25 protein-coding genes and 7 pseudogenes are annotated in these 26,021 nt (G+C 31.7%); 20 read left to right on the plus strand and 12 right to left on the minus strand.

Features of this window, described 5'->3' with window-relative positions:
* From ACZDYH_RS27335 to ACZDYH_RS27350, 4 genes and pseudogenes are all read left to right on the plus strand, one after another.
* A pseudogene (locus ACZDYH_RS27335) lies at nt 1-335 on the plus strand (transposase); the annotation flags it as partial.
* A 373-nt stretch (nt 336-708) separates the two neighbouring features.
* Entirely contained in the window at nt 709-984 is a 276-nt protein-coding gene (locus ACZDYH_RS27340; protein WP_474887594.1) for an LCI fold-containing protein, read from the plus strand.
* A 73-nt stretch (nt 985-1,057) separates the two neighbouring features.
* Nucleotides 1,058-1,588, plus strand: a complete 531-nt coding sequence (locus ACZDYH_RS27345; RefSeq protein ID WP_474887596.1) for a hypothetical protein — start codon at nt 1,058-1,060, stop codon at nt 1,586-1,588.
* 494 nt (nt 1,589-2,082) lie between these two features.
* Nucleotides 2,083-2,244: a Spo0E family sporulation regulatory protein-aspartic acid phosphatase gene (locus tag ACZDYH_RS27350; protein ID WP_474887598.1), complete on the plus strand. Its 162-nt coding sequence runs from the start codon at nt 2,083-2,085 to the stop codon at nt 2,242-2,244.
* Nucleotides 2,245-2,382: 138 nt separating this feature from the next.
* Here ACZDYH_RS27350 and ACZDYH_RS27355 read toward each other — a convergent pair whose 3' ends face one another.
* Together ACZDYH_RS27355 and ACZDYH_RS27360 are read right to left on the minus strand one after the other, a co-directional pair.
* Entirely contained in the window at nt 2,383-2,655 is a 273-nt protein-coding gene (locus ACZDYH_RS27355) for an HU family DNA-binding protein (protein ID WP_474887600.1), read from the minus strand.
* A gap of 213 nt (nt 2,656-2,868) precedes the next feature.
* Nucleotides 2,869-3,063 (minus strand): hypothetical protein, encoded by a 195-nt coding sequence (locus ACZDYH_RS27360; protein WP_474887677.1) that lies wholly within the window; start codon nt 3,061-3,063, stop codon nt 2,869-2,871.
* A 337-nt stretch (nt 3,064-3,400) separates the two neighbouring features.
* Here ACZDYH_RS27360 and ACZDYH_RS27365 point away from each other — a divergent pair, with 337 nt between their 5' ends.
* Nucleotides 3,401-3,679: an AbrB/MazE/SpoVT family DNA-binding domain-containing protein gene (locus ACZDYH_RS27365; protein ID WP_474887602.1), complete on the plus strand. Its 279-nt coding sequence runs from the start codon at nt 3,401-3,403 to the stop codon at nt 3,677-3,679.
* Between the two features lie 636 nt (nt 3,680-4,315).
* Here ACZDYH_RS27365 and ACZDYH_RS27370 read toward each other — a convergent pair.
* Together ACZDYH_RS27370 and ACZDYH_RS27375 are read right to left on the minus strand one after the other, a co-directional pair.
* Nucleotides 4,316-4,642, minus strand: a complete 327-nt coding sequence (locus ACZDYH_RS27370; protein ID WP_474887604.1) for a helix-turn-helix transcriptional regulator — start codon at nt 4,640-4,642, stop codon at nt 4,316-4,318.
* Between the two features lie 211 nt (nt 4,643-4,853).
* Nucleotides 4,854-5,897, minus strand: a complete 1,044-nt coding sequence (locus ACZDYH_RS27375) for a tyrosine-type recombinase/integrase (RefSeq protein WP_474887606.1) — start codon at nt 5,895-5,897, stop codon at nt 4,854-4,856.
* Between the two features lie 231 nt (nt 5,898-6,128).
* Between ACZDYH_RS27375 and ACZDYH_RS27380 the strand changes: the two genes are divergently transcribed.
* From ACZDYH_RS27380 to ACZDYH_RS27390, 3 genes are all read left to right on the plus strand, one after another.
* Nucleotides 6,129-6,479: a transposase gene (locus ACZDYH_RS27380; protein ID WP_474887608.1), complete on the plus strand. Its 351-nt coding sequence runs from the start codon at nt 6,129-6,131 to the stop codon at nt 6,477-6,479.
* 21 nt (nt 6,480-6,500) lie between these two features.
* Nucleotides 6,501-7,013 (plus strand): helix-turn-helix domain-containing protein, encoded by a 513-nt coding sequence (locus tag ACZDYH_RS27385; protein ID WP_474887610.1) that lies wholly within the window; start codon nt 6,501-6,503, stop codon nt 7,011-7,013.
* 669 nt (nt 7,014-7,682) lie between these two features.
* Nucleotides 7,683-7,835, plus strand: a complete 153-nt coding sequence (locus tag ACZDYH_RS27390; protein WP_000394772.1) for a hypothetical protein — start codon at nt 7,683-7,685, stop codon at nt 7,833-7,835.
* Between the two features lie 268 nt (nt 7,836-8,103).
* Here the strand turns inward: ACZDYH_RS27390 and ACZDYH_RS27395 are convergent, their stop codons facing one another.
* Nucleotides 8,104-8,454, minus strand: coding sequence for an SH3 domain-containing protein (locus ACZDYH_RS27395; protein ID WP_474887679.1), 351 nt, complete (start codon nt 8,452-8,454; stop codon nt 8,104-8,106).
* Between the two features lie 424 nt (nt 8,455-8,878).
* Here ACZDYH_RS27395 and ACZDYH_RS27400 point away from each other — a divergent pair.
* Nucleotides 8,879-9,322: pseudogene (locus ACZDYH_RS27400) on the plus strand (zinc ribbon domain-containing protein); the annotation flags it as partial.
* A 300-nt stretch (nt 9,323-9,622) separates the two neighbouring features.
* Here the strand turns inward: ACZDYH_RS27400 and ACZDYH_RS27405 are convergent.
* Nucleotides 9,623-9,922 (minus strand): annotated as a pseudogene (locus tag ACZDYH_RS27405) (nucleoside hydrolase); the annotation flags it as partial.
* Nucleotides 9,923-10,132: 210 nt separating this feature from the next.
* On the opposite strand from ACZDYH_RS27405, the gene ACZDYH_RS27410 reads away from it, so the two are divergent.
* Both ACZDYH_RS27410 and ACZDYH_RS27415 read left to right on the plus strand, forming a co-directional pair.
* The gene (locus ACZDYH_RS27410; RefSeq protein ID WP_474887612.1) at nt 10,133-10,621 is read left to right on the plus strand and encodes a hypothetical protein; all 489 of its coding nucleotides are present in this window, start codon (nt 10,133-10,135) and stop codon (nt 10,619-10,621) included.
* Between the two features lie 16 nt (nt 10,622-10,637).
* Nucleotides 10,638-11,126: a hypothetical protein gene (locus ACZDYH_RS27415; RefSeq protein ID WP_474887614.1), complete on the plus strand. Its 489-nt coding sequence runs from the start codon at nt 10,638-10,640 to the stop codon at nt 11,124-11,126.
* Between the two features lie 515 nt (nt 11,127-11,641).
* On the opposite strand, the gene ACZDYH_RS27420 is transcribed toward ACZDYH_RS27415, so the two are convergent.
* Nucleotides 11,642-11,857: a hypothetical protein gene (locus ACZDYH_RS27420; RefSeq protein ID WP_474887616.1), complete on the minus strand. Its 216-nt coding sequence runs from the start codon at nt 11,855-11,857 to the stop codon at nt 11,642-11,644.
* A gap of 1,126 nt (nt 11,858-12,983) precedes the next feature.
* Here ACZDYH_RS27420 and ACZDYH_RS27425 point away from each other — a divergent pair.
* The 5 genes and pseudogenes from ACZDYH_RS27425 to ACZDYH_RS27445 form a co-directional block, all read left to right on the plus strand.
* Nucleotides 12,984-13,225, plus strand: a pseudogene (locus tag ACZDYH_RS27425) (DUF3947 family protein).
* Between the two features lie 185 nt (nt 13,226-13,410).
* Nucleotides 13,411-13,953, plus strand: a complete 543-nt coding sequence (locus ACZDYH_RS27430) for a hypothetical protein (RefSeq protein ID WP_474887618.1) — start codon at nt 13,411-13,413, stop codon at nt 13,951-13,953.
* A 733-nt stretch (nt 13,954-14,686) separates the two neighbouring features.
* Nucleotides 14,687-15,028 (plus strand): annotated as a pseudogene (locus tag ACZDYH_RS27435) (ATP-binding cassette domain-containing protein); the annotation flags it as partial.
* A 213-nt stretch (nt 15,029-15,241) separates the two neighbouring features.
* Nucleotides 15,242-16,180 (plus strand): ABC transporter substrate-binding protein, encoded by a 939-nt coding sequence (locus tag ACZDYH_RS27440; protein ID WP_474887620.1) that lies wholly within the window; start codon nt 15,242-15,244, stop codon nt 16,178-16,180.
* Between the two features lie 47 nt (nt 16,181-16,227).
* A pseudogene (locus ACZDYH_RS27445) lies at nt 16,228-16,338 on the plus strand (ArsR/SmtB family transcription factor); the annotation flags it as partial.
* Between the two features lie 307 nt (nt 16,339-16,645).
* Here ACZDYH_RS27445 and hfq read toward each other — a convergent pair.
* The 3 genes from hfq to ACZDYH_RS27460 all read right to left on the minus strand — a co-directional run bounded on the left by hfq (nt 16,646) and on the right by ACZDYH_RS27460 (nt 18,238).
* The gene (gene hfq, locus ACZDYH_RS27450) at nt 16,646-16,831 is read right to left on the minus strand and encodes an RNA chaperone Hfq (protein WP_001996252.1); all 186 of its coding nucleotides are present in this window, start codon (nt 16,829-16,831) and stop codon (nt 16,646-16,648) included.
* Between the two features lie 175 nt (nt 16,832-17,006).
* Entirely contained in the window at nt 17,007-17,147 is a 141-nt protein-coding gene (locus tag ACZDYH_RS27455; RefSeq protein ID WP_175550440.1) for a hypothetical protein, read from the minus strand.
* Entirely contained in the window at nt 17,144-18,238 is a 1,095-nt protein-coding gene (locus ACZDYH_RS27460; protein WP_474887625.1) for a response regulator aspartate phosphatase, read from the minus strand. Before ACZDYH_RS27460 ends, ACZDYH_RS27455 begins: the two co-directional genes overlap by 4 nt.
* A 141-nt stretch (nt 18,239-18,379) precedes the next feature.
* Between ACZDYH_RS27460 and ACZDYH_RS27465 the strand changes: the two are divergent.
* Both ACZDYH_RS27465 and ACZDYH_RS27470 read left to right on the plus strand, forming a co-directional pair.
* Nucleotides 18,380-18,712: pseudogene (locus tag ACZDYH_RS27465) on the plus strand (helix-turn-helix domain-containing protein); the annotation flags it as partial.
* Nucleotides 18,713-18,792: 80 nt separating this feature from the next.
* Nucleotides 18,793-19,110 carry a transposase gene (locus ACZDYH_RS27470; protein ID WP_474887627.1) on the plus strand — a complete coding sequence of 106 codons (318 nt, stop codon included), beginning with the start codon at nt 18,793-18,795 and terminating at the stop codon, nt 19,108-19,110.
* A gap of 468 nt (nt 19,111-19,578) precedes the next feature.
* Here ACZDYH_RS27470 and ACZDYH_RS27475 read toward each other — a convergent pair whose 3' ends face one another.
* Complete coding sequence (locus tag ACZDYH_RS27475; protein ID WP_474887628.1) at nt 19,579-19,956, minus strand: hypothetical protein; 378 nt, start codon at nt 19,954-19,956, stop codon at nt 19,579-19,581.
* A gap of 17 nt (nt 19,957-19,973) precedes the next feature.
* Nucleotides 19,974-22,358 (minus strand): hypothetical protein, encoded by a 2,385-nt coding sequence (locus tag ACZDYH_RS27480; protein WP_474887630.1) that lies wholly within the window; start codon nt 22,356-22,358, stop codon nt 19,974-19,976.
* Between the two features lie 1,720 nt (nt 22,359-24,078).
* Here ACZDYH_RS27480 and ACZDYH_RS27485 point away from each other — a divergent pair.
* Nucleotides 24,079-24,801 (plus strand): DUF6577 family protein, encoded by a 723-nt coding sequence (locus tag ACZDYH_RS27485; RefSeq protein ID WP_474887681.1) that lies wholly within the window; start codon nt 24,079-24,081, stop codon nt 24,799-24,801.
* Nucleotides 24,802-24,820: 19 nt separating this feature from the next.
* Nucleotides 24,821-25,954 carry a nucleotidyl transferase AbiEii/AbiGii toxin family protein gene (locus ACZDYH_RS27490; RefSeq protein ID WP_474887631.1) on the plus strand — a complete coding sequence of 378 codons (1,134 nt, stop codon included), beginning with the start codon at nt 24,821-24,823 and terminating at the stop codon, nt 25,952-25,954.
* Nucleotides 25,955-26,021: the final 67 nt, after the last annotated feature.

Consider the following 26,021-nt stretch of genomic DNA (forward strand, 5'->3'; position numbering starts at 1 on the left):
TCTTTCAAGTTCCAGATCGATTCGCAGCTATGTATCCTGGTGCCGGAGGATGTAGTCATAAAGCTGGTGTGAAAATTCAACTAGAGTATGACTTGTTGAGTGGAGAGTTTTCTGATGTGAAAATTGAACCAGGAAAACGAAGTGATCAGGCGTATGGTGCGACTCGGACAGACATGATACAAAAGAATGAGCTGTATATCCGTGACTTAGGATATTTTTGTCTACAAGACTTTAAGTCTATTCAAGGCAAGCAGGGGTATTATTTATCCCGTCTTAAGTTACCGACTAAAATATATAGAAAAGAGTTCGAAACAGTCGTATTTAAAACAAAACCTCCTACAGCACAACGGACGAAAATCTCATCGGTACGAGAAAAAGACAGTCTTTGATATTTTGGGTGTTGTTTATGAGTATAGCACTTCTAATCCTCGGGTAACATAGTAAAAAATTGAAACCCGTCAGGGTTTATTTGATATGCCTACTTTTATAAAATCTATAAAAGATAATAAAAAATTATATAAAAAAAACCACATTTTGTTTGAAAATATCCCTTAAGTTGATGGATGTGTGGCGAGACCCCTTTAATGTTTGATGTTTTAATTTCTGAATAATTGAATATTATTTTATCAAGTTTATTAAACTAACATTATTTGTAAAATGTGTTAAGTTTGTTGTGTAAGATATAAAAATATTTGAGGAGGAATTTGTATGTTTAAGAAATTAGTAGTTGGAGCATTAGCGACTGGTATTATGTTATCTGGTGCAGGTGGAGCGATGGCTGCAACACCTAACACTGAAAGTCCGAAGCAAGAAAAGGTTACTAGAGCAGCGGCAGCGGGAACTCTTTGGATGTTAAAACCAGGGTATTTTTCTAAAGCTTCGGTACCAAACACAATCAAAGAATATGGTATCACATGGTACTTGAAAAAGGTATATCAAGAACCGAATAAAACATGGACAGGCTATTTTGAAGACAAGCGTTAATTAATTAACGCTATTTGTAATAAAAAGTCTCTTATATTGAAAGTTAAATAATTATAACTAAGGAGCGATATTTATGAGTAAAATGTTCACTAAATTAGCTTCACTAGCTTTAGCTGCAGCTGTTGTAACTAGTGGATTTAGCGTTAATGTCAGCGCTGCTGAATTAGAATCGCAAGGACTAGATTCTAATGAATTTAAAAATGCAGTACTCTATGAAGCACAAAAAAATGTAGGTGTAAATGATGTAAGACCAGGCGTAGGAGTTCCAAACGAAATTGTACTTTATGGTACATCAAAACCAGATTTGATTTGGAATCTTTCTACGCAAGGTGGATATGGTATTGAAGGAAGCTCAAACGGTGCTACCTTATACACAAATTACTTATTCACAGGAAAAAGTTCATTTACAATTAAGATAAGAAATAATGATAACATTTCATTGAAATTTAAACTCAAGCGAAAGGACCTTATTTTTGATAATACAATAGGTTCATACGAAATATCAGCAGGTAAAGATGGTACAGTTACTGTGTCAGTTGATAAGTCTTCTAACTATTATCTTGAATTTACTGGACCAAATAAATTTAGAGGAACTATCAATTAAAGACCTTTTTCCAATATGAATACAACTCAATTGAAAGCTATTACAATTTTTGCTATGATGATTGCTCATATTGGGGTATAGCAACATCACCAGCAAGCTAAGAATACAAATACCTCCAAAACGAAAAATAAAAATCTTTTATAGCAATGAAGTTCATTTTTATCATTTTTGGAGGAATCTGCACTGTTAGGTTGATAGACATATGGTGGTACCCCATAAAGAAAAGACACTCTATAATAGTGTCTTTTTTTATTTTAATATAGTTCTAGAGAAAATATAGTGATTAATAAAAATATGTTGGATGCTTCTTGATTAATACCATGATAACAGTATCATCGATAATTTAAAAATATTTTATTATTACATTTAACTTTATTCATATTATAGACACAACTGTATTATTTTCTTTCTATTACCAAAATTTCCAGTTTCTTTGTTTTTATATCTATACTATAATTTAACTGCTAAATCGTAAAAAAGGAGATTTAATAGATATGGAGATGAGAAAATTACAGGAATTAATTGAAGAAAAGAAAGCGGATTTAATAAAACTTGTAGAGAAATATGGATTTAGACATCAGCAAGTGTTACGTTTAAGTCAAGATATAGATATATTAATAAATATATCTATTTATATAAAACACAAAAAAGAATAGAAGTTTCTGATATCATCTATAACACAACTTGTCGTGAAATGATGAATAATAAATAATGATTAATGAGATAATTTAGAATCCACTAAATAAAAAAAGGATCCGATATTTACATATTAGATCCTGTTTCAGTATGTATAATTATTTCACTGCTGCTTTTAATTCTTTTCCAGCTTTAAAAGCAGGTACTTTTGAAGCTGCGATTTGCATTTCTTCACCTGTTTGTGGGTTACGTCCTGTACGTGCAGATCTTTCACGTACTTCAAATGTACCAAAACCAAGAATCTGTACTTTTTCTCCATTTGCTAGCGCATTTGTTATTGTATCTAATACACCTTGTGTTGCTACAGCTGCATCTTTTTGTGTAAGTACTGCTCTTTCTGCTACTACTTTTGTTAATTCTGTCTTATTCATTTTTTGCACCTCGTTATATGTAATTTGGTGACTATTATAACGTGTGTGTACACAAGATGCAATTAATAGTATGCATAGAAAAAGACCTAGTAAGAAATTAAAATGTATTCATCACATAAATTATATCTATATATATTAATTTAAAATTAAATGTACCTATTCTTTATGTTCTACTTGTTTCCATATATTCTAAAAGAAAAATATCCCTCTGATTCATTTCATCTTAGAAGGATATTTCCAATCTTTTTCTTTTCGAGTATTTAGATCAGGTTTAGATGTATTTGTTGGAAGTGTTTGCTTTTCTATTTTAGCTATTCTCTCATCTAGTTTTTCAATAGCTTCTTTTGTTTCTCTCAGTTCAAATTTAATTTCTGTCAGTAAGCGAAGTATTGCATCTCCTTTTGTCATTTTCAACAGTAATCGCTCCTTTACTTAATAAACCGGAAATAACTTATTCATAGATATATAATAGCATTTCTATAGAATCTCTAACAATTTAATTATAAAAAGGAATATATACGTATAGGCAGAAAACACGTTATATCACGGATTATAACGCGTCCAAAGTAAGCTGAAAAAATAATGACTTACGCTAAATTCTAAAGAAAGAGAAAACAAGATAAAAGACGAAAAAGGAATTTAGAGATATAATTGTAGTATTGCATGCAGAGGATACCAAAAAAATCATTAAATATGCTTGTTCATATGTAATTATTAGATAGAAAAAATATAAGGTGGTATAAACATGAAATCAACAGGTGTTACACGAAAAATAGATGAATTAGGGCGAATTGTTCTTCCGAAAGAGTTAAGAAGAACGTTAGGAATTGCAGAAAAAGATCCTATAGAAATATTTGTAGAAGATGAAAAAATCATTTTACAGAAATACAAAACTTATGATGCTTGTGCAATAACTGGTGATATTTCAAAAAAAAATATATCATTGGCACATGGTAAAATTGTTCTTAGTCCAGAAGGGGCTGAACTTTTAATTAAAGAAATCCAGCAGCAATTAGTTAAATAAGAACATTCTTCTTAGTACATTACAAAGAAAAAGACATCTATATAGATGTCTTTTTCTTTGACTTAAACCAACATGATTCTACTAACACGACTTTTACAATGGCAAATATACTAGCAATATTTCATATCACATTCATTTTAGCACATAAGTATCCATTTTTTCCTATAATTAAATATAAATTCAAGAAAAATACCTAATCCCTTTGAAAAAACGAACATATTTTCGTAAAATGACTTGATTATATAGGTTGAGTAGGAATATAATCAGAACGAATATTCTTCTTTGTAAAGATAATACAGTGTATTGCTATTTATTTTTCCAAAACATACAAAATCAAATGTAATATGTACTATGCAGAGAAGGGAAGAAATTAATCTCTGTCATTATAAAGATGGAATTATACTATATAAGATTGTTAACATCATAAGTTTGATGCATTAAATAAGACATTAGTTGTTACCGATTTCTTCAGCTTTAACAATCCTTTGTACTTAAATTGTAATGTAAAGTGTAGTGTAGTATTCACAAATATAAAAAAGGTATGGCTGTATGATCCAAACACATACCTTTTCGTGGTTTTCAAACTTGATTTTTCTACCTTATATTAGAAATGTCATTATTTAAGTACTATAAATATCATTTACTAAAGTGCTTCTTAATGAAATATGTATAATCGATAAGAACATCTAGCGCTTCTTGTTGCTTTTCAGCAGGTAGATCTGATAATGCTACTTTAATGGATTCTAATTTACTCTCTAGAGGATTATTTCTCCCAAACAATTCATCTATAGTGATATTGTGTAGCTCTGCAATCCGCATTATCGAATCTGCATCAGGATCAGCTTTCCCATATTCCCAATTTGCATAAGTAGTACGAGCGATGTTTAGGCGATGTGATATATCGGATTGGGTATATCCTTGTTTTTTTCGCAATTCAGCAAGTCGTTTGCTTAGATGGGACATATCATCACCTTCTCCTTTCTGATTTATAACGTTAGTTTAAAACAGAAAAAGTAAATTGTGTTCCAATGACTAATAATAATTCATTAATTAAATTAACTTGTAATAATTAGTTAAAATGTTGTGATGAAAGAGAAATATTTAGCGTTCTATGAGCAGAAAAATAGGAAGAAAACGATAGATTAATCGAGTTTCTTCCTATTATATATACTTACTAAAATAATGAATTTCCTATATCTATTGTGGCCAAGTTTTGACGCCTTGTACGTTCTCTTAAATAGCGTTCTGTAGTCACGATAGATTCATGCCCTAAATAGTCCCTTATTTTTTTTAGTTCAATACCCTTTTCCATTAAGTAGTTAGCCATGAAATGCCTACAAGTGTGAGGAGTGATTCTATCCTGTCGGTAACGCAGAAAATCTAAATTTATTTCTTCTATTTTTTTTGCCATAAGAGAAGAGAGATAGTCCGCTCGATAATTTGATCCATCAGCTTTAGGGAGAAAAGCGGAGGTACTCGATGCATCTAGTTCTATTGTTTGTTTACGTAAACTTCGAACATGGCATAAAGCATCTAATGTATCTTCAAAGATGCGAACTTCCCTACTTTTATTTCCTTTACCAACAACACGAAGTAGATAGGCACTTAAAGATGAATGAAAGACCAAATCTGCCCATTTTGCAGTTGCGATTTCTTCGATTCGTAGTCCTGTTGTAGTTAACAGAAAAAATGCAGTGTAAACAAAATAGTTGGATTTTTTCAGTTCATCTAATATCTGGGTAACTTCTTCTGGATAAAGGTCACGATTGGCTAGCTCTTCTTTTTTTACGGATACTTTTTTAAGGCGACTACTAAAGTTGTCTGAGAGTCCGTTGTTATCATGCACATATTTTAAAAACTGCTGAACTACTGTTTTCTTTTTACGTAATGTAGTGGCCGCATATTTCTTACTTAATTCATAGAAGTAGATTTCCATATCATTATGGGATAACTCCTGGATGGTTCCGATTGTTTCTTTTATGTAACGAAGAAAATGAGAAAGATCATGCAGATACTGTTGTTTTGTTCGCTCACTTCTTTTTTTCGTTAAAGAAGGCTCATCGTGTAAAAATAAATAAACTAATGATTCTTCACTTAATTGGGAGTAGTCAATATTACGGATACCCAAACCCATAATTTTTTCAAAATGACTGCTATCAAAAAAATCTGATTTTGATTTTACAATTTGGTTATTATGTTCGTAATTTATAATATTCAAATATAAACACAACCTTTAATAGAATGAAATATAAAACAAATATTTTTATATAAATTTTTATAATTCTAATTATACCACAATAAATGTATTATTTATTGTGGTATGAAATGAAATGTTTAAATATATATTATTACCTTAATATTTAACGTTTCTGTCTAGATGATGCATAATGTAAATGTTTAATTTTTTTTTTTGTACATTTCAATCCAAATTCGGTAGGAGGAGATTTTTTTGACCCATCTTCGTCGGAAAATTTTACATGAAATCTATAATTTAGAATATACTCATTGTTCAACTTGCCCTCTGAACAACCTATCAATGAATTGTACAGACGAGCAAGAGCAGGCAAAACAAAGAAACTACAAACATTGTAAAGGTTGTCCCATTTTCGATTCCATCCGTGAGAAAGGAGAGCAATTGAATTCTTTATCGAAAAAGAGTACATTTAATAAGGCACGAGAACGTTATATGGAAAATCCATTCAAGTATCTGCAGTATAAGGAGTACTCAATCAAAGATGTAGTAAAAGAAACAGGTTTAACAAAGTATCAACTAAGAAAATTTAAACAACAGCTAGAATGAAAGTTTCGGATGAGGTGAGATATGGACTATTTATCTTTAGAAGAGGTATGCGATAGAGTAGGTTTAACAAAAAATCAATTAGGCTATTTAATTAAATATAAGCACATCGAACCTATAAATCTAAATACCTGGAAAGCAGATGGCGGATATCGCTTTGAGCAAGAAGATGTAAAGAAGTTAGAGGAATTATACAAAGACTCTTTAACATTAAAAGAAGCTGCTGAATTTCTTAACAAATCCAAGACATACGTTCATAATGCAGCTAAAGATGGGGTATTGCCCTTTAAAGAGATTGCTAAAGGGAAATCTACTGAACGATTGTACTTAAAATCCGATTTGGAAATTTTCAAAGAAAGAATTGAAAATAGATCAAAAGAGGAGTCGAAAGAAAAAAAGCAGCATTTAAGTCTATACCTTGATGAAAAGGTATTAGAAGCAATAAAGAAAAAGGCCGAGAAGAAAGGGTATAACGGCTATAAGAAGTTTGCTGAAGACATTTTAACCGCAGAAGTAGAAGAAGACATAGAAGAATAGAAATTTCCGGGATAATAGACCCCCAAAAAACAAAAAACGTTCTAAGGGGTCTAATTTTTATTTTAAGAACTTTATGAACTATCAGGTCTAATTGCACTACTTATAATAATAATGTCGTTTACAAACGAATTTGAGAAGTCGATTTTCGGGACCGTCTCAAAAAAATTAACTGTAATTACAAAAAAAGGGTTTATATATATGATTTGGAAAATAGAGGAGAAGACGATGGGTAATTTTAAGCGCTTTTTATTAAAAGGGGAAAAATATAAAAAGTAATGAGAGGTAATGATACAAGAATTATAAATACAAAGATTTCACTTGGAACTTGGTAGGACCTATGAGTATTCTAGAGAGTTTGGACAGACATACATCGCGGAATACATCAAAAAGCATAGAAGCTTTATTTGAAATTAATATTCTCAAAAAATAGCGTATAAACCTAAGGTTAATTATGAAGAATACCAGAACATAGTTTACATATTTAGATTATAGTAAACTATGGTCTTATAGAATTCCTAAACAAAAAGATTATGAACAGACTGATATTGGACAAATCTTCTATTATAGAGTGGAGAAGTATGGTAAAATTGAAGTATAACTGTATATCGTGTGAAGGTGGGTTTGTTATTATCCCTTCTTTCCATTCGGAAGGAAAGGGGGTGATATAACATGGAATTTTTGTTTGAACTTTTAAAAGAAATTGCAAGAGCAGTTGTGCGTGAGCTTTCAGCATACGTATTAAGAAAGCAGCTGCAAAAAAAGGACAGCAAAAAACCCACTCTTCGCCGTAGGAAGCTCAAGCGTGGGTCTAAAAAAAGATAATGCATAATAACAACCACCTTGACAGTAGCAGTTATGAGACGGGATGTTCCAGCATCTCGTCTTTTTTAGTTTATGCAATTCAGTTAAGTGCTATACTTAATATATATTGGATATGCATTCAATATATATATAATCTACAATAAACATACCATATTTTTATTTTTTGGTCAATAAACAAGTTGATCCTACTTCCATTTAAAGCATATACGAAGACCCCCAAAAAATTATTGGGGGAACTTGATGAAGTGCCTTTTCTTATATTTTGTACTTAGTTACATACTGATTTTGAAACGTATAAATGGGTTTTCCAGTTTGAGTTGTAAAATTTTAACCATTGATTAGTTCCATTGACAGTTTGTCCTTTTACCCATTCACCAGTAAATCTAGTTCCATTACCAACATAATACGCTGTTTTTGAACTCGTACTTGCTTCAGTTCGTACTTTTGTATTTTCATATTGTGCGTTACAGACTGCAAGACCCTTAGCCTTAGCTGTTTTATTTGATGTGAAATTAGTGTTTTCTGCTGCACTAGCGCTTGTTACGCCAATAAAACTAAATGAACTTAAACCGATTGCACAAGCTAAAGCTAACCCTTTAATTCTTTTCATTTTTCTCATATTAAACATCCCCTTCAATATTTTTGTTGAGTTCCCTCTTATCAATTCAAATTGTATATTCGATATATCAAGAGTTCAATATGTAATTATAGACAAAAAAATACAAATTTCTCATTTTTCGCATAATAATTCACTGTTCACAAAATTGTAACAATTTTACAATTGATATTTGAATAAAGAATGAAAAAATTTATACATAAAAAGTATAAAAATTTATTATTTAAATATTCAAACATAAATTGATAAAATTAAAACAGTCAAAAATCTGTTTTGTTACAAAAGATTAATAGGTGTCTTTTCATAAAAAAACTCCACACGTATTATATAAGGAGATTATCTCATGGGGTATTTACAAATTGTTGGCGGGGAACATTTGACGCTTACGTTTGTACTTTTGATCTGGAAAAGTACAATTTTTTCATAGTCTAGACAAAATAAAATAGGAACATATATCGCAATTAAACTATTTTCATCAAACTTTTTTAAAATTATCGAATTTTATTACAAATTATCAATCTTTTTTATAAAGCCACAGCAATATTTAAAAGATGAACTAGTATCGAATATGTCAAAGAATCATAAGTTAGCTAAAGCAATTAGTGAGGTATCATGGTCACAGTTTCGAACCATGTTGGAATATAAAGCAAAATGGTATGGCAAACAAGTCATTGTTGTATCGAAAACATTTGCTTCCAGCCAATTATGTTCTTGTTGTGGATATCAAAACAAAGACATTAAGAATTTAAACCTACGTAAATAAGACTGCTCTTCTTTTCATACACATCATGATAGGGATATTAACGGAAGGATCAATCTAAAGAATGAAGAGATCAGGCCTCTAACCGCAAGGACTGCGGAGTTAACCTAATAAATTAGAGTTCGATAGAACTCTTTACTTAGGAACCCCTCATTTCTAAACAAGATGAAGGTGGGGGAGTTCAAGAAATTGGTAAAGTAGATGTACTGATAACTAATTCAGCACATCTGCATTTTTATTATTAGGGGTCACCATACACGCGCCTCAACTAAAAAAACAAATCGACTCCAAAAAGAAAAAAAGCTTTTCTATTACAAGTTAGGACAAAATCTTGTTCAGGGGCAGTTGTATTTTCTTAGCTTGATAGCGATGTGGGGATCCCACTATTTATAAGGTTTTTTACTGAAATAGTTAACCAGTCATTACAGTCAAAAACTGTTCATAATTCATTTGTATTGCAATCCTATGTTTTGAACGATTATCGAATGTTTCTGGTTCAAAAGTAGATATAAAATCTCCTATACTTTGTCCTCGTACATTATCAAGTACATTAACTGTCACTGCGGATTGATAGTACGTAAAAATATCATCACGATTAATCAAAATCAAAGTGAGCGCATCATGAACCGGGCTACCTTGTATTCCAGGAATTTTCTTTTGGTAAAATTAATAATAGTCTAAACGTGGCTTTAAAAACTTAGTTTTTCCTTTCACTTATTTTCAACGAATTTGTATTTTAAAATGTCAAATCATTTAGTTAGTGTATATCTTGGACCAGGTGGTTATGGACAAACAGTGGAGATAAAGATTTGTTTTAGTGGTCTGAATATTCAGTTTAAAATTGATAAATATATATTTAATATTACGATATTATAATTAAAGGTGTACAATTGGAATAAATATGGAAAGGGGATGTATTTTATGTCAATTTATAAAAAAATAGGATTGGTTGTATTTTCTTCGGTATTAGTATTTCCAGTAATCGGGAGGGTAGGGACAGTTAAAGCTGCGGCAAAAGAATGTAAAAATCCTTATCCAAAAGATTCATATATTGGTAAAACATATAATCCTTGTGTGATTCATGAAGATAAAAGTTATATTGATGTAGAAGATCTTTCTTCAGCAGGAGGTGTTCAATTTGTAACTGGTGTAGGACTTTCACACGCTGCAATTAGTGCTGCGGTCAAAAAAATCGCTAATAAAACCCTACCAGGTGCTGCAGTAGTTTGGACAACAGATGCTATTCTTTGGGTCAGAAATCAGATATATTTAGATGCTAAAGATAAAAAGATTAAAGGTTGGAATGTAGTTCATAAATGGCAATATAAGATCAATAACCTAAAAGATGGTGGTGGAATCCCACAAAAAGAGATTATTTCAGTTGAATACAAACCTGTATATGAGAAATAATAAGGGGGATGAGTTTATGTTAAAAAAAATAGGAATGAGTATGCTTTCAACGACAATTCTACTATCCTCATCATTTGTATTAGGAGAAAGAACATCAGCTGCAACTGATTTTTCAGTAACTTATTATAAAGAGTGGGAACCAAATAATACTTTGAAAACTGCTGATGATATTGGTTTAGACGGTATGGTTTTAGGGACTTTAGATGAAAATGATTTAGAAGGTGTAGATATATTCAAATTAGTACCAAAGAGAACGAATATTGCTAATTTCCATTTATGGTGGAAATCTAAGAATGCTTATGACTTAACATTGTTGGATGAAAATGGAAACACCTTAGTAACTTCTGATAGAAATATTGTAAACTCACGTAATATTTATTATAAAGTAAAAGAAGGAATAACATATTATATTAAAATTAAAGCAAAGAAAATTTATGGAATAGATGATAGTTATGAATTAGGGGTATGGTCAGAAGGTAACTATACACCACCTAAAGATAAATAAAATTTATTGGTGCGATTTGAACCATAACTTTGCTAATACGGCAGGGTTATGGTTCTTTTTGTTTTAGCATGTTATGAGGTTCTTCAGTTGACGGGCATGGAGTGCTGATAAATGAAAGGAAACATTATTTTAGATAAGGAGAGGGGAAATTGAAGAGAAAGGGGAGTTTAAAAAAAGATCCTAATTGAGTAGATAGGGTCTATGAAACGTTGAATAGTTTCTGTAATTGATTGTACGTCGAAAAAACGAAGTTTGATTGTGCAAACTTCGTTTTTGTTTATATAGGGTATAGGGCATGAATGGTTTCGATTCCTTTCAAGATGTGTTAAGTATAGCGAAGACTTTGAAATCCTACGAATTTGAAATAACACCGTTTGATATGTCTAAAATCCTGTTTAATAAGATTATTCGAATGATTGATTGTGCAATGTGAGTAGTATGCTTATAAAACATTGCTCTTTCAATTTATTGAATGCGCCAAGTAACGCGGGATCCTTGCAATTGACGCTATAAATTTAGTTATCATAGTTCATACCCCTTAAAAACAATTCATACTTATACTCAAATATATTAATCGATTGATACTTTGTTTTTGCGGATATGTAAACATCGATAGCAATGCCTTTGACTTCCCAACGTTTCCAAGCATTCCGTGAACAGATTGCTACTGTCTCACCCAAGTATTTTAAGTGATAAACTGGTCTTCCTTTTATTTTTTTCTCTTGGAACATGATATATATTCCTCCTAATTTGTATTGGACAACATAAAACGTTACCTAGGTATTTTTGTCTAAATCCCTAAAATGGAAGGATTACTCTTATTTATTAAAAAGTTATACACTATGTCGAAAAGTATACTTTATGGCATAGCTAAAAAACTGGATTTTTTCATTTTAAAATTACAACTTACGATTGTTTGAAATATATGTTTTGGTATATGGAGTTAGACCCATCTGGCTGATAATGTTTCCATATGAATATATATTCTTTTTACATACTTATCACACACCTTTTTTAAGCATGTTAGTTTCTTAGTACCAGAACTAATATAAGTGGCATTACCATAGTACAGATGGGGAATATCTAATTAAACGAATCTATTATTTCAAAAAGAATCCGCAGTCCCACGCTTAAAAATAGAGACTATATATATATTTACCAACATTGCGTAACTAGTATAGGCGCTTATATATACGAGTGTCAACGAAATGAATCTTACATTTTTGTAAGGTAACCATGTTAATAATATAGTAAGTAATTATTATATGGGATGAATAATTATTTACTACAATAAACCCAGGAGTTGATAAGAATGTTTTATATTCTATAAAACGAAAGGGCTCCTAAAATTAAATAAAAGAGGAATATGTAGTGCTATTTACAAGTTATTTATTATAAAATCGGGTACTATGATTGGTTCATAAGATGTAAAGTTTATGTTGTTAACACTTGTATGTATGAGTGATTATAATAGGTGTTTGAATTGGGTATATCTTACATTTCAAACCGAAATGTTACATGTCTTAGGTAAGTAATGAAAAGCGTTATTCATAAGCTAATCAAATCTACAAAGCTGTTTGTACTAAACTCATTTTCGTAAATAATAAAAATAGAGACTTGTAAAATTTTAGATTAGATAATAAATCACAACTAACTTGTTTGTAAATAAGAGTGTATTAAAGGATTAGTTTTTTAATACACTCTTATATTCCAGGAGTCCTTTATATCGATAAGAAAGATAAATTTTAACAAAAACGTCATTTGAATAAAGGCTAAGGGGGGAGGTTTTAACATACACTGAAATTAATATGAATAACATACTTTGCACTTACCTATATGGAAGTGAGTTGAATAATAATGTTTTATTCATATTTTGATACCCGAGTTAGAATGCGTCCATATAGTAAGGCGGGTATTACTTATAGTGGGGGGAAAAGTGCAATTCAAGCTATTCAACAAGAATCACAAGTGCAGCAGCAAATACAACAAGGCATACAGCCGTACTATTCATTTAAGGAAATCATTACCACATGCATCATATTACGCTATACGGAATTTCTTTTTTAACAATCCTATATGAAGCTGTGTACAATGGATAAAAATATATAGGGTAAATAAAGTTGTGTATTTAATTAAGGGCGCAAGTACAAAGTGCTATTATAAGAAGCGATTCATGTATTATGAATTAAAATTAAATATATTACTATTCTAGCTTTGATTGTATATAAATGCATGTGTCTTTATAATGATGTATGATCTATATTTTGGAATTTGGGGGATTTTAATGTTGAAAATTAAAATGATATATAATGGGAATGAAAGAATTGAGGAAATTTCACTAGAAGATTTAAAATTATTTACAACGGATCTTAATAATTCTATACCTCGCTACGTGGGGGATTTTCAATTATTTATTAATAAGATAGGACAAGCATTGGAAATGATAAATGAAATTCAAAAACATCAAAGTAATAAACTATTTAGGTCCTATATGGATATAAATTATTGGCGATCCTGTATAGAGTATATAGAAGCTGTACAATGTTTTGAAACAGCAATTAATTACATGAATAGGTTTGAGCGATATAGTGATTTATTTACGAAAGATCTTGCTAATTATACAATGATAGAAATAATGGATAAACAGGATTCACTGGTAAGAATCTTTGGAGTTGCTGCTAATAAACAATTGCAATTGAAAAATATTGCACAAATGGGAGCCAATAATATTCAAAGTTATCAATTATATTGCAACGAAGCTACTGCTATGTTTAAAGAGTGTATGGAGGTATATAATGGATTTCTTAAATTTTTAAAAAACCTTTGATGTTTTTCTATGAAAAAAGAATCTGTTTATCCCATGCCTAAAGACTGACTAAAGTCCGATATGGTCTTTTCCGCATCGTGAAATCTAGCAAAAAGGATATGTATAAATCCAATGAATAGAGATTTGTATAAACCAGATGCTCGGGAAAGAGATTCTTGGGAGACTTGAGAGAAGATAAAATTCAGAATAGGATTGGAATCCAGTAGAAGCATATTAGGCTGATGATTCCTAGAAGTAATCTGAGTGGTGGCTCTTCCACAAGGAAGAATTTCTCTTTTTCAAAAGGGTGGTGCAAGCGAGAAAACGGTAGTTCATTTCCAGTACCAAGCAAAAACTTACTTGGGTTGTTACCGTAAGGTGCCATGAATTCTAGGACGTCAAACTGTCTAGCTATAGACGAAAAAACCTAGAGTTCTAACTCAAGCCCCCCACTGAAACGTTTCACCTCAGTGATGGTAGTGGACTTTTGAACAGGAGAAAAATATTGATGGATTCATATTTCAAAATAATAGTTGACAGCCTTTTGGGATGAAAGGTAATATATAATATGTGATAATGATAATCATTTTCAGTAAGTTCGACGCATTTAAAATCTTATGTTATTAATTGAGAATGTATCTCATTTTAATATTGATATGTTACCCGAAGTCACAGTTATATGGACAATTGTAAACCGTTCAGCGTAAGCACTATTAGATGGGCAGCGTTAAGATGTACGAATTATGATGGCTTTCTTGTACAAGGGACAGATTTACTCATGCTATATAAGCCAAAAATATACTTAGATATGGCTCATCAACTTGAATTATTAAATTTACTGAAGAAGTTAAATCAAGAAGAAGAAAGAACGATTGTTATGGTTATTTACGATTTAAATCATGCTTCTCGTTCTTCAGATTATATGATTACATTAAAAGTTGAGAAGTTAATGAAACAAGGAATACCACATGAAGTTATGATAAGTGAAACAATTGGTAACGTATTTGAAGTTAAGGCTTAAATCGTTCCATGTCTAGTAAGCTATCAAACGATTTATTTAACGTATAATTTAATGATAATTAATAATCAATGGTGAAAAAAGCACAAATGAAATCTCATCTTCTTCGCAATTTAGGAAGAGGGAGATTCTAGTGGGTGTTGAACTTCTTATTTACGAATAGGAAGTTCAACACCCGTTAGAACGGGTGATTAACAACAATTAATTCAAATATAATAATTAAGTGTTGTTTTCTGATTCTTATAGTTCAATACAACTTATAAGAAAAATACATCTAGAAGGAGTGGGAACATGAAGAATTTTAAAATGGCATTACTAGCAATGGTACTAGCTGTTACTTCTATACTATTTGCAGCTTGTTCTTCTAACAAAGAAGAAAAAAAAGCAGATGCGAAGGCCGAAGAGCGCACTGTACAACACGCAAAAGGGGAAATTAAAATCCCTGCAAATCCAAAGAAAATTGCTGATCTTAGCGGTTCAACTGAGGAATTATTAATATTTGGTATGAAACCAATTATTACTGCAAACACAACAAAGGAAAAAATTGATTCACATATTGAGAAAAAATTGAAAGATGTAAAACCAGTTGGCTCCGCTTGGGGCGATAAAATTAATATCGAGGCTGTAGCTGCTGCAAAACCAGATCTAATTCTAGTAAACAATCGTCAAGAAAAGATTTATGATCAATTATCTAAAATTGCACCCACAGTTATGTTAAACACTCCATTAGACCAATGGCGTCCAAAATTTGAAGAAGTAGGTCAAATCTTCGGTAAAGAAAAAGAAACAAAAGAATGGTTTAAAAAGTACGATGAAAAAGCAAATAAATTACATGACAAAATCGTTGCAAAAACTGGCGATGCTAAATTTATGAAAATGGCCGCATATCCAAATGCATTCCGTGTATACGGTGACTACGGTTACGGTAGTGTAATCTTTAAAGATTTAAAATTACCAGCAATTGAAGGTACTCCTATGGATGAACCATTAGTACAAGTGCAAAAAGAAGCATTAATCAATTACAATCCAGATTATTTATTCGTATTTACAACTGGTGATGGTTCTCAGCGCTTAAAAGAATTCCAGAAAGAATCAATTTGGAAAAACATGAACGCTGTTAAAAACAACCACGTGTATACAATTAGTAATGCGGATGTAAACAAAGGTTACTTCCCACTAGGTAAAGAAATGATATTAGATGAAGTTGCTAAGTTCATTTTAGGAAAATAATATAAAAAGAAAAATCACCTTTGCTTCGATAAGGGGGATTTTTCTTTTTATCTAAGATGCGTGGCAAGATTCTCCGCGCGGAGAGAAGAGGGTTGGAGATGTACTATCATGTTGCAAATTCCAAAGCATGCGAGATTGTTAGTGTACTAGGTTTATAATTAGTTCAAACTAAATAGCAGATTATAAGATTAAAGATAAAATAAGGGCAGCCTGATATGGCTGCCCTTATTTTATTTGTAATTTTGCATATATTTTTGCACATTTAGTATAACAAACATTATTCTTTCCTATCAAACTTCAATCTTATTTTTTCTCAATATGCTTTGTTTACTTTTATATTATAATCAACTTAGTTCTTTTTATTTATGCATATTTCCTGGGGTGAATCCTTTTACTAAGGATTCCTTTTTTATTTTTAACTAATTCATAAATGAACATAATTCAAATTGGATTTTAAACTGATATTTATAAAGAAACTGTTGAAATAGCCTGTTTGTAAATGAATTGTTGCTTTCCATGACTGGAAACTAGCACTGAAAATTTATCAACAGCGATAATGATTCCAGGTACTCTTACTCCGTTTAGTAAAAATATCGTTACTAATCTTTGTTCCTCTATTAATTTCTTATAAAAATTTTCTTGTGTATGCATTAATAGCTTCTTCCTCTCTTTAATGTTCCGATCTTTTTAGATCCTTCTTATGGGTGCAAAAAGATCAGTATAATTATAATGTTTTTATATATCGTTATTTATATATTATTCTTGCAAGGGGATCCTATATAAAAATAAAAGCCTTCACAATGAAGTGAAGACCTTTGTTTATTTATCATCCACCAGTATGGCCGTGAGCATATTGTGCGATTTTATCCTCGCTAAGAGCTTTTTGTGTATCAGTTACATTGTTAGCGTTAAACATAAACGTGAATACGGCTGTTAATCCAATTAAGCTAAACATTACTTTTTTCATTTTAAAGCCTCCTTTTCAAAGTTTTGTTCTTCTGCTTGATGGCTAAGATAAAAATAATCGCTTGCTTTTGAACGGTTATTTTCTTGATGGAATAAAACCGCTAACTTTTTAGCGTATTCTTGTACATATTCATGTAGGTCTTCTCTATTAAAATAAGAAATTCCTGTTTTAATTGTCTTCTCTAATTCGTCAGCAGCAACCTTTTGATTCAATTTTTCTAAAATTAAAAAGTGATGTTCGTATTCCTCATTCTTTAGCTCTTTACAAATCTCTAAGCCTTTCACTATAAGATTAGAAGTTTCTTTGGACTCACCGATTTTCATATGCTCCCTAGCTTTAATAAAGATTGCTTTATAATCTTTAGGGAGTTCTTGTATTACTTCAGAGAGGTATCGTATTGCTAGTTCAGATAAATTTTGACCTGAATACATTAAACCTAAGTTATGGCGTATAAACGTGATATTCTTTTCTTCACCAGATTTTTTGAATGTATTAATAGCTGTAATGAAATGTTCTTCAGCTTCCTCAAATTGTTTTAAATGAGTACAAGCTAATCCAATTAAATTATCACATAATCCAATATTAGTTTCATATCCTGCATGCTTTTTAAAGATATCCTTAGCCTTGGTAGCTTCTTTGATTGCAGCAAGCGGTTTATAAATATGATAATGAAAAGTTGATAATTTAAAATGGAATTCAGCATGTTCAATTTCATCCGGAATGTGTTTTAAGAGTAATTCAGCTTGATTATAATGTTCTTTTGCACATGTAAAATCACCTGTAATATTTGAATGAATAGCTTTAAAGAAGTGGTAGTAGTATTGTAAAAACTGATCTGCAGGTACACCCAATGAATCTACTTTATCAAAACTATCTTTTCCAATACTTAAACTATCAAGCATATATTGATGACGAAAGTCTAAAAGAGCATAGTATAAAAGTAGGTTTTGATCTTCTTCAATGTTATGTATTTTTTGATCAATCTCAAGTTTTAAATTATGTGCCTTTCCTACATGTCTGGCACGTATCTCTATATACCAGTCATTTAACATTTTGGTAACTTGCTCGTTCCCCTTTACTGAAACAATCATTATATATTCCCCCATCCTATAGAAGTATGCTAATGTTATATATTACCATTGTAGCAAAACACACTTTGTATTTAACTATTTAACATTTATTTTTCAATAAAATTCAGAAAAATAAGATAATTAAAACAACCCACTTATATTTTAAAAGAAGATATCTATTATTATATATCTGAGAATAGTACAATTGAGGTAATTGACCATGAGTATCTAAATGTAGAAATGTTAGAAGAAGTCCATCAGGGAAAGGATCATAATTTGTTTGCGGTAAAAGGGGATGAAAAAGACATGCTGCAGTAGTTAGAGATGGACGGATTTAATTTTGAAGATGTTGATTGGGGAGAGCTTAACCTATTGGATAACGAAATTATGAGTAGTACGGATGCTATAGAAGAGTGGGGAATTGAATCATCGACATTACGTAAAAGAATAAATGATTTCCCGAAAGGCACAATTCGTAAAATTGGCACGACATAAGCTGTGGCTCGATTTGGAATGCGCTGTGTTTCGGTTCGAATAAGAAATATGTAAAAATAAAGTAGGGAAGGTGGCGTTCTATGAAGAATCACACAAGGGATTCTAAGGGGCAATTACTACAAACTAATAAGAAATGGTCTCACCTAAAGCAAAAACAGTGTGAAACCATATCAAATTGGCTGAGAGAGGCTTATATAGAGAAGATTAAGGTTCATAATCGTAGATTGAAACCGAGAGAACATGAGGATGTTTTAGAAAGTGTAATGAGTAAGATCTATGATCGTGAAATTTGGATTCCAGATTACGAAGTTGAAAAGTATTACAAAGGGAAAATAAATAAGTGGTATAACAAACACATTGCATTGGAAGAAAAAAATGATAGGGAGGAGAAAATTTGAAATATAGTATCGGAAATGTGAGTACTTCATATATAATCTGTCTAATTCTAGATGATTTAAACACAATTATTACAACAGGAAATAGACAATTAAAATTTTGCTCAAAATCTGGAATATCCTCTGTGGCGGAGCTAATTTCGGATTGGTTAGAATGATTTAATGATTACCCAGAAGCTATAAATGGATGTATATATATAAGAGTTGCAACATGATTTACTTTGTTAAAATCTAATATGCCTTATGTACAAATATTAAGATATATTGTTTATACCTCTTTGTATCTATTTAAAGAAGATGTCAAAAGATCTATTCATCATATAAAAAAGGAAAGTACAAATGTTTTTCCTCTTTTATATGATATGAAAAATACTTTGCATACTCCTCTAAGCCTGCTTTGTCGTTCTTTATGAAAGGCTTTTAATTCATCTTTTGTTTCAGATGCGATGATTTACAGAACAATTTTTAAAACTATCTACCGGGAAGGGTAAAGTTGTAGGGATTATTTGAAGGTATAGGATTTGTCTCAGGATCTGTAGAAGTACATACCATTGAGAGGATGAAGTAATCCTCCATAATTGCACCCAGTTCCACAATTAAGCCTTTACCTACGATGAAATTCGTTACACGATGCACGTTACATGGTAAATATTGCTGTTGACTGGATGAAAACCAATCTATTTGGATAGTCCATTCTTCTCCTTGGACAGCAAGATCTAATGTATCTCCAAATTTCACATGATATATACCGTCAGAATTTTCAGACCCCGATATGAATATGCTTGGATGAAAATGAGAATCGACAAGGTCAAGGGTGATATTCCACGGTCCAAAAAATGTTTCTGCCATTTGTACAGTATTCCTCCTTATACTACGGTGACGATTGTCTGACGACTATCCTGCCTATCGACACCATTTGTTTTCTTGATTGCAATAAGGCTGATTGTGTAAATCCCACTTTCGGTGAGCTTTAACATATACTTGCTGAACAAGGAGAGCTGACTAGTTTCAATGGTTTCACCGGCAGGTGTAACTGTTATAATCTGGATTCGTGTTTTCGGCGGATTATTCGAGCAATCCCAACGGATTTCTACAGTTTCGTCTTTCTGTGCTATAGACTTGTCAATTCTGAAGTTCTTAATTGTGGGTACAACAACCTCGAGTCCGGTATGTCGAGTAAATTTGCTACTGAATCCATCTAATCTGCCGTTTTGAGTGATATAACTTAGTGCTTGCCGCCATAATCCAAGGTTTCCGCCTGGATTAAGTGCGCTGTCCCCATAAATGCGTTCAACCTCAGCCATCGTCCAGTCATTGCGCTGCCCCCAATGTAATAGTCCGTTGATGTTAGGATTCCTTGCTAATGAAACCGCATAGTTAATCAAATCCTGACTGCCGCTGACATCTTTTAGACAGGCGATTTCCACGGAGCATGTTGTATCGAATTTCTGCATCCCGATTAGGGCTCTTGTCTGCCCTGTGAACCGAAGACTGGCATACCCTACAAATGCTTTTCCTTGAAACTCTTGCATGGTTTCATATGCAATCAATGCATCAATAAATGCGATTAATCGTTCATCGACTGCATCAAAGAAGACTTCGACTGAATCAACGTTAACCTCGCATTTATTGAGATAATCTTTTTGATCCATGACTGCATAGCTAATTGCTTCGAAATCAAGATCACCCTGCATCAATTGGAAAATTTTATATGCGAACAGTTGCCAGGCAAATAATCCAGCGGCACGAAGGAGTGGATTAGGATTTTCAGGAGCAAGGAGCACATTCTTGATTTTCTCCATTTGCTCGCCTAGGCGTGTATCGTCGTTAAAGTGTTCCAGAAGTTCACGAAGAATAACCAGGATTAGTAAAAATGGAGGGATTAATGCCAGTAAGCCACTACCTCCTGCAGCCGCAATTGCGGCAATTCCGGGGGCAATGACAGTTCCGTTGCTGTCTACAAATTCCTCGATATCCTTAATTGTCTCTGAAAGCAACCCCTTGAGGAAACTAGAATCAGCACAAGCACGCGACAGTAGAGTAGGATTACCGGCCGTGTGGGGATTATCAGGATCAGAACGGTACTCGTGATTTACACCGGCTTTTGAGAAAAGCGGCCCCTGAATGCGCTCGTTGTATGGTTCTACAATGTGTCCAACGCGCTCTTTTCGACCTTGTGGGTCTGTTGTGGGTAGTTCAAGTTCCCAACGCTTGGTAACACCCACGAGGTTTCGTTGAAAGTTCTTATGTGGGGTAAGGCAAATAGAGATTTGTAAAAATCGTTGTTCTCCGACTACGGCAGTATGCGGATAGAAAACTGGATTGGGTGGAATCGCAATATCTTTAAATAATGAACTGTTACGGTTTTTAATTTGATGTTTAATGTCTTGCCAGATATGTAGTCGTCGTCGCTCATATAAAGAATATTGAGACACTGCTTTGAGCACAACGGAATAGATTATCCCAAATCTGCCAGCGGAGACAAGCACTGCATTGAAGAAATTATCATTTCTAATGACATCGAAATTCTTGGGGCCGCCAAACTCTTTTTTTCTAAACTCTTTTTTCAATATGGAATCATCAGTAAGTTGTGGATGATTAGTGGCTTCCGGTTCAATCCAGTAGTGTTTACCGCCATCAGTTACAAGGTGTATCGCCATTACTGCATCAGCGATGGGGGGACGATCAAAATCTCCACCATGTGTACCTGTATTTAGTGCTCCAACGATAGTCTGACCGCCAGCACCGCCGAGGGTGGCGAATCCCCATGGTCCACTATAATCGGCTGTATTGTCAATTTGGTCAATAATAAAGCCTGCCAAAGTATTCTTATCGCCAATATTAACAATCTGATCTAGTTCGGCGTAGAGTTGATAGATCCGTTTACCCGATTCGACATGCATTAGGTATGACTTCTGCTTTTTTTCTTTCTCGGTTTCAACCATGTGCTTGATGTAGTCTCGGTTCAGGCAATTAGGTATAACATTTGTAAGAGTCTTTCCCATAGCGGGATGAATCTCTCGAGGGTCGTTAGTTTCGATAAATGTGTGGTCACTAACCGCTGCTTCCGAAAGAGCCCAGTGACTTCCCGCTGCTTTGAAACGCTGACCGGAAGGCCTGTTTTGGCAAAGTTCAATTAATTCTTCTAATGATTTAGGGTAGACAATTTTCGGAGCGTGAGATATGAAATTTCTCCGTGGATCATCATGTTTCCGTGTCCAAGGGGTGTTTTGTGATTCTTCAATAGGCATACTTGACTTCCTCCTTTAAGACGAAACTTTTTAAAGTAACACATGTTCGCTTAACTTTCCCTTCGATTCATCTGGTTATTCAACTCTTAGAGTTTCAATAATTTTTGATTACTCTCTCTCGGGGGATTCAGAAGTTTATTCCAATCAAATCTTGGTGGGATCTAATATCACCTAAAATCAAGATATTAATTGTTAATAACGATATGTAAGTACAACCGGCTACAAACTTCTCCGTAGATTTTTAATGTCTTTTCTAATAAAACTTTAGAGAAAGATGAATTGTTTTTAGAAAAATTAACAAGAAGAGAATTTAAAGATGATCTTGTATTGAAATAAAAACATCAAGCAATTTTAAAAGTCGAATATTGAGTAAATGATATTAAATATAGCTACTATATCAATGAGAAAATAAGAATTGTGTTCATTCAAAATCTTATTTAATTACCATAAAGATGGCATAAGTAATTCATATCTCTTTTAAAATGGGTATTATTTTTATATGGAAATTTATTGTTATATGCATTAGTTAAAAGAAATAGTTGTTTATAAATCCAACAAACGTCATTAAAAGCATATAAATGCTAAATGTTTGATAGGAAAATAAAAAATATGTTTCAGTACGTTTATAAATCCAACAAACGTCATTAAAAGCATATAAATGCTAAATGTTTGATAGGAAAATAAAAAATATGTTTCAGTACATTTATAAATCCAACAAACGTCATTAAAAGCACATAAATGCTAAATGTTTGATAGGAAAAAAAAATATGTTTCAGTACGTTTATGAAACCAACAAACGTGATTAAAAACATATAAATGCTAAATATTTGATCGGAAAATAAAAAATATGTTTCAGTACGTTTATAAATCCAACAAACGTCATTAAAAGCATATAAATACTAAATGTTTGATGGGAAAATAAAAAATATGTTTCAGTACGTTTATGAAACCAACAAACGTCATTAAAAGCATATAAATGCTAAATGTTTGATGAAGAAAAAATGAAATTTACGATATGATAGTATTTGATTAAGTTATGAGTAAATGCTAATATAATTGTATTAAGAAATCCAACAAACGTCACTTAATTGTGTTTAATGCCAAAAGTTAGATGATTAATTCATGTTCTATTTTATGAGTAAATTAAGAATCCAACAAAGGTCATTTAATTGTGTTTAATGTCAAAAGTTTGATGTTAAATTCATGTCTGATTTTATGAGTAAATTAAAATCTAACAAACATCATTTAATTGTGTTTAATATCAAAAGTTAGATGATTAATTCATGTCTTATTATATGAGTAAATTAAAATCCAACAAACGTCACTTAATTGTGTTTAATGCCAAATGTTAGATGATTAATTTATGTCTTGTTTTATGAGTAAATTAAAATCCAACAAACGTCACTTAATTGTGTTTAATGCCAAATGTTAGATGATTAATTTATGTCTTGTTTTATGAGTAAATTAAAACCCAACAAACGTCACTTAATTGTGTTTAATGTCAAATGTTAGATGATTAATTTATGTCTTGTTTTATGAGTAAATTAAAATCCAATAAACGTCATTTAATTGTGTTTAATGCCACTTGTTTGGTTTTAATGATTAAAATGGTTTTAATTAGGATTTGAGTACAGAAGAAATAGAAAAATGCTTATTTAGAATTGCTGTTACTTAGTATCATAACAATAAGAAATGAAGGAGTAATGTATAAGTGTCAGTAATGAGAGAACTTGAAATAAAAGAAAAATTTGCTAATCAAAGATTTACAACAAAAGAGCTCTTTGAATTTTACAAAGAGCAAGAAGATGATTTAAAGGAAACAACATTTAGATGGAGAGTGTATCATTTAAAACAGCAAGGTGTAATCAAGACTGTCTCGCGAGGCGTTTATGAAATAGGCTCCGAAATTTTGTTTATACCAAATCTGTCTAAGGATGCGAAGCGGATCTTTAGAAAGTTAAAAAATGAATTTCCTTATGTGGATTTTGTCATATGGGAAACAAAATGGCTTAATAATTTTATGGTTCATCAACCTAATACAATGAATATAATTATTGAAGTAGAATCGGCGTTAATAAATGATATTTTCAACTTTTTATATTTAAACGAAAAAAATATAGTATTAGCTCTACGAGATACTACGGCGACTAATTACATGCTAAAAGACGGGTATAGTACAATTGTTTCATCCCTAGTATTACACAAGCCAACTTTGCAACTAGATAAATTTACTGTTCCCAAGATAGAAGCAATTATTGTAGATTTATTCATCGATGAAAAAATATTAGCGTCATATCAAGGGAAAGAAAAAGTTAATATAATAGAGAACTTATTTAATGAATATACAATAAAACGATCTACAATAAAACAATATGCCAGTAAACGTGGTGTATTGGATAAAGTGTTAAAATTTTTAAATGAAGAAACCAATATTAATTTTTAATTGTAATGGGGGATATTACATGATTGCAACTAGGACATTTGAAAGTGAGTGGATTACGGATCTATCAAAGAAGTTTGGAAGCGCGAGAGGAAGAGGTAGAGGAACTAGAAGTAATCCAGAGCTCGTAGAAAAAGTGACTAAAGCTTTACACTTATTAGAATTGTTAAGTCAAAGTGAACTAAACTTTATTTTTAAAGGTGGAACATCGTTACTTTTATTATTAAATGATATTCATAGATTTTCTATTGATATTGATATTATCGTTGAAAAGGAAAAGAATGAAGAAACAAAAAAAGAGCTAGAGGCAATTATTTCTGAACTAGTAGAGGAAAGCAGCGTCTTCAATGATTGGGAAGAAAGCGAAAGAAAAGCAAATGATGTTCCAAAGTCTCACTATAAACTTCATTATAAATCAGCAGTAAACGAATCACAGGCGCACTATATTCTTCTAGATGTTTTATTTGAAAAAAGTCATTATGAAGAAACTACTTATAGAAGTATCAAGTGTGATTTCATTGATCATGAGGATCCGGAAGTTCAAGTTAAAATGCCTACCGTTGAATGTATACTAGGAGATAAATTAACTGCTTTTGCACCTTTGACGACTGGTATACCTTATATGAAAGAAAAGGAATTAGAGATTATAAAGCAATTATTTGACATTGAAAATCTCTTTGATGAAGTTAGTGATTTAGAAATTGTAAAACGCACATTTTATCAATTTGCGCTACAAGAACTAAGGTATAGAGACAAAAAAGAATTGAATGAAAATGATGTTTTGGAGGATATATTTAACACATCTTTAATTATTTGTGCGCAAGGTTCAGTGTGCAATGATGAGTTTAAAGACTTACAAGACGGTGTTAATCGCATTACAGATTTTATCTTTAGTAAACAGTATATTATGCGTAATGCTGTAATTAGTGCATCAAAAGCAGCTTATTTAGCGCAACTACTTTTAAACGGGAAATTGGAAATTGAGCGATTTAACGAGGATAATATGCATGATTGGAAAGTTGAAATCCCGGTTAGTATGTCGAGACAAGGTGAAGATCATATTTGGCGTATGAAAAATATTAATACTTTGAAAAAGACCTCTAAAGAAGCTTATTTCTATATTTATAAAGCGCTTGAGTTACATAATCATCAATAAAAGATTTGGTTTTAAAGTTGGATTATTCTTTGCTGGATTATATGCTGTGATGTGTGTAATAAATAAA

It is taken from the genome of Bacillus sp. EB V-12 (assembly GCF_056158125.1).

Excerpts from the sequence above, each read along its gene's own strand:
- ACZDYH_RS27410 (WP_474887612.1), top strand. The coding sequence starts at position 10,133 with ATGTCAATTTATAAAAAAATAGGATTGGTTGTATTTTCTTCGGTATTA.
- ACZDYH_RS27480 (WP_474887630.1), bottom strand. The coding sequence starts at position 22,358 with ATGCCTATTGAAGAATCACAAAACACCCCTTGGACACGGAAACATGAT.
- ACZDYH_RS27345 (WP_474887596.1), top strand. The coding sequence starts at position 1,058 with ATGAGTAAAATGTTCACTAAATTAGCTTCACTAGCTTTAGCTGCAGCT.
- ACZDYH_RS27475 (WP_474887628.1), bottom strand. The coding sequence starts at position 19,956 with ATGGCAGAAACATTTTTTGGACCGTGGAATATCACCCTTGACCTTGTC.
- ACZDYH_RS27470 (WP_474887627.1), top strand. The coding sequence starts at position 18,793 with ATGAAGAATCACACAAGGGATTCTAAGGGGCAATTACTACAAACTAAT.
- ACZDYH_RS27415 (WP_474887614.1), top strand. The coding sequence starts at position 10,638 with ATGTTAAAAAAAATAGGAATGAGTATGCTTTCAACGACAATTCTACTA.
- ACZDYH_RS27420 (WP_474887616.1), bottom strand. The coding sequence starts at position 11,857 with ATGTTCCAAGAGAAAAAAATAAAAGGAAGACCAGTTTATCACTTAAAA.
- ACZDYH_RS27350 (WP_474887598.1), top strand. The coding sequence starts at position 2,083 with ATGGAGATGAGAAAATTACAGGAATTAATTGAAGAAAAGAAAGCGGAT.
- ACZDYH_RS27460 (WP_474887625.1), bottom strand. The coding sequence starts at position 18,238 with ATGATTGTTTCAGTAAAGGGGAACGAGCAAGTTACCAAAATGTTAAAT.
- ACZDYH_RS27395 (WP_474887679.1), bottom strand. The coding sequence starts at position 8,454 with ATGAGAAAAATGAAAAGAATTAAAGGGTTAGCTTTAGCTTGTGCAATC.
- ACZDYH_RS27390 (WP_000394772.1), top strand. The coding sequence starts at position 7,683 with ATGGAATTTTTGTTTGAACTTTTAAAAGAAATTGCAAGAGCAGTTGTG.
- ACZDYH_RS27365 (WP_474887602.1), top strand. The coding sequence starts at position 3,401 with ATGAAATCAACAGGTGTTACACGAAAAATAGATGAATTAGGGCGAATT.
- ACZDYH_RS27385 (WP_474887610.1), top strand. The coding sequence starts at position 6,501 with ATGGACTATTTATCTTTAGAAGAGGTATGCGATAGAGTAGGTTTAACA.
- ACZDYH_RS27430 (WP_474887618.1), top strand. The coding sequence starts at position 13,411 with ATGTTGAAAATTAAAATGATATATAATGGGAATGAAAGAATTGAGGAA.
- ACZDYH_RS27490 (WP_474887631.1), top strand. The coding sequence starts at position 24,821 with ATGATTGCAACTAGGACATTTGAAAGTGAGTGGATTACGGATCTATCA.
- ACZDYH_RS27360 (WP_474887677.1), bottom strand. The coding sequence starts at position 3,063 with ATGACAAAAGGAGATGCAATACTTCGCTTACTGACAGAAATTAAATTT.
- hfq (WP_001996252.1), bottom strand. The coding sequence starts at position 16,831 with ATGCATACACAAGAAAATTTTTATAAGAAATTAATAGAGGAACAAAGA.
- ACZDYH_RS27440 (WP_474887620.1), top strand. The coding sequence starts at position 15,242 with ATGAAGAATTTTAAAATGGCATTACTAGCAATGGTACTAGCTGTTACT.
- ACZDYH_RS27370 (WP_474887604.1), bottom strand. The coding sequence starts at position 4,642 with ATGTCCCATCTAAGCAAACGACTTGCTGAATTGCGAAAAAAACAAGGA.
- ACZDYH_RS27455 (WP_175550440.1), bottom strand. The coding sequence starts at position 17,147 with ATGAAAAAAGTAATGTTTAGCTTAATTGGATTAACAGCCGTATTCACG.
- ACZDYH_RS27485 (WP_474887681.1), top strand. The coding sequence starts at position 24,079 with ATGAGAGAACTTGAAATAAAAGAAAAATTTGCTAATCAAAGATTTACA.
- ACZDYH_RS27340 (WP_474887594.1), top strand. The coding sequence starts at position 709 with ATGTTTAAGAAATTAGTAGTTGGAGCATTAGCGACTGGTATTATGTTA.
- ACZDYH_RS27355 (WP_474887600.1), bottom strand. The coding sequence starts at position 2,655 with ATGAATAAGACAGAATTAACAAAAGTAGTAGCAGAAAGAGCAGTACTT.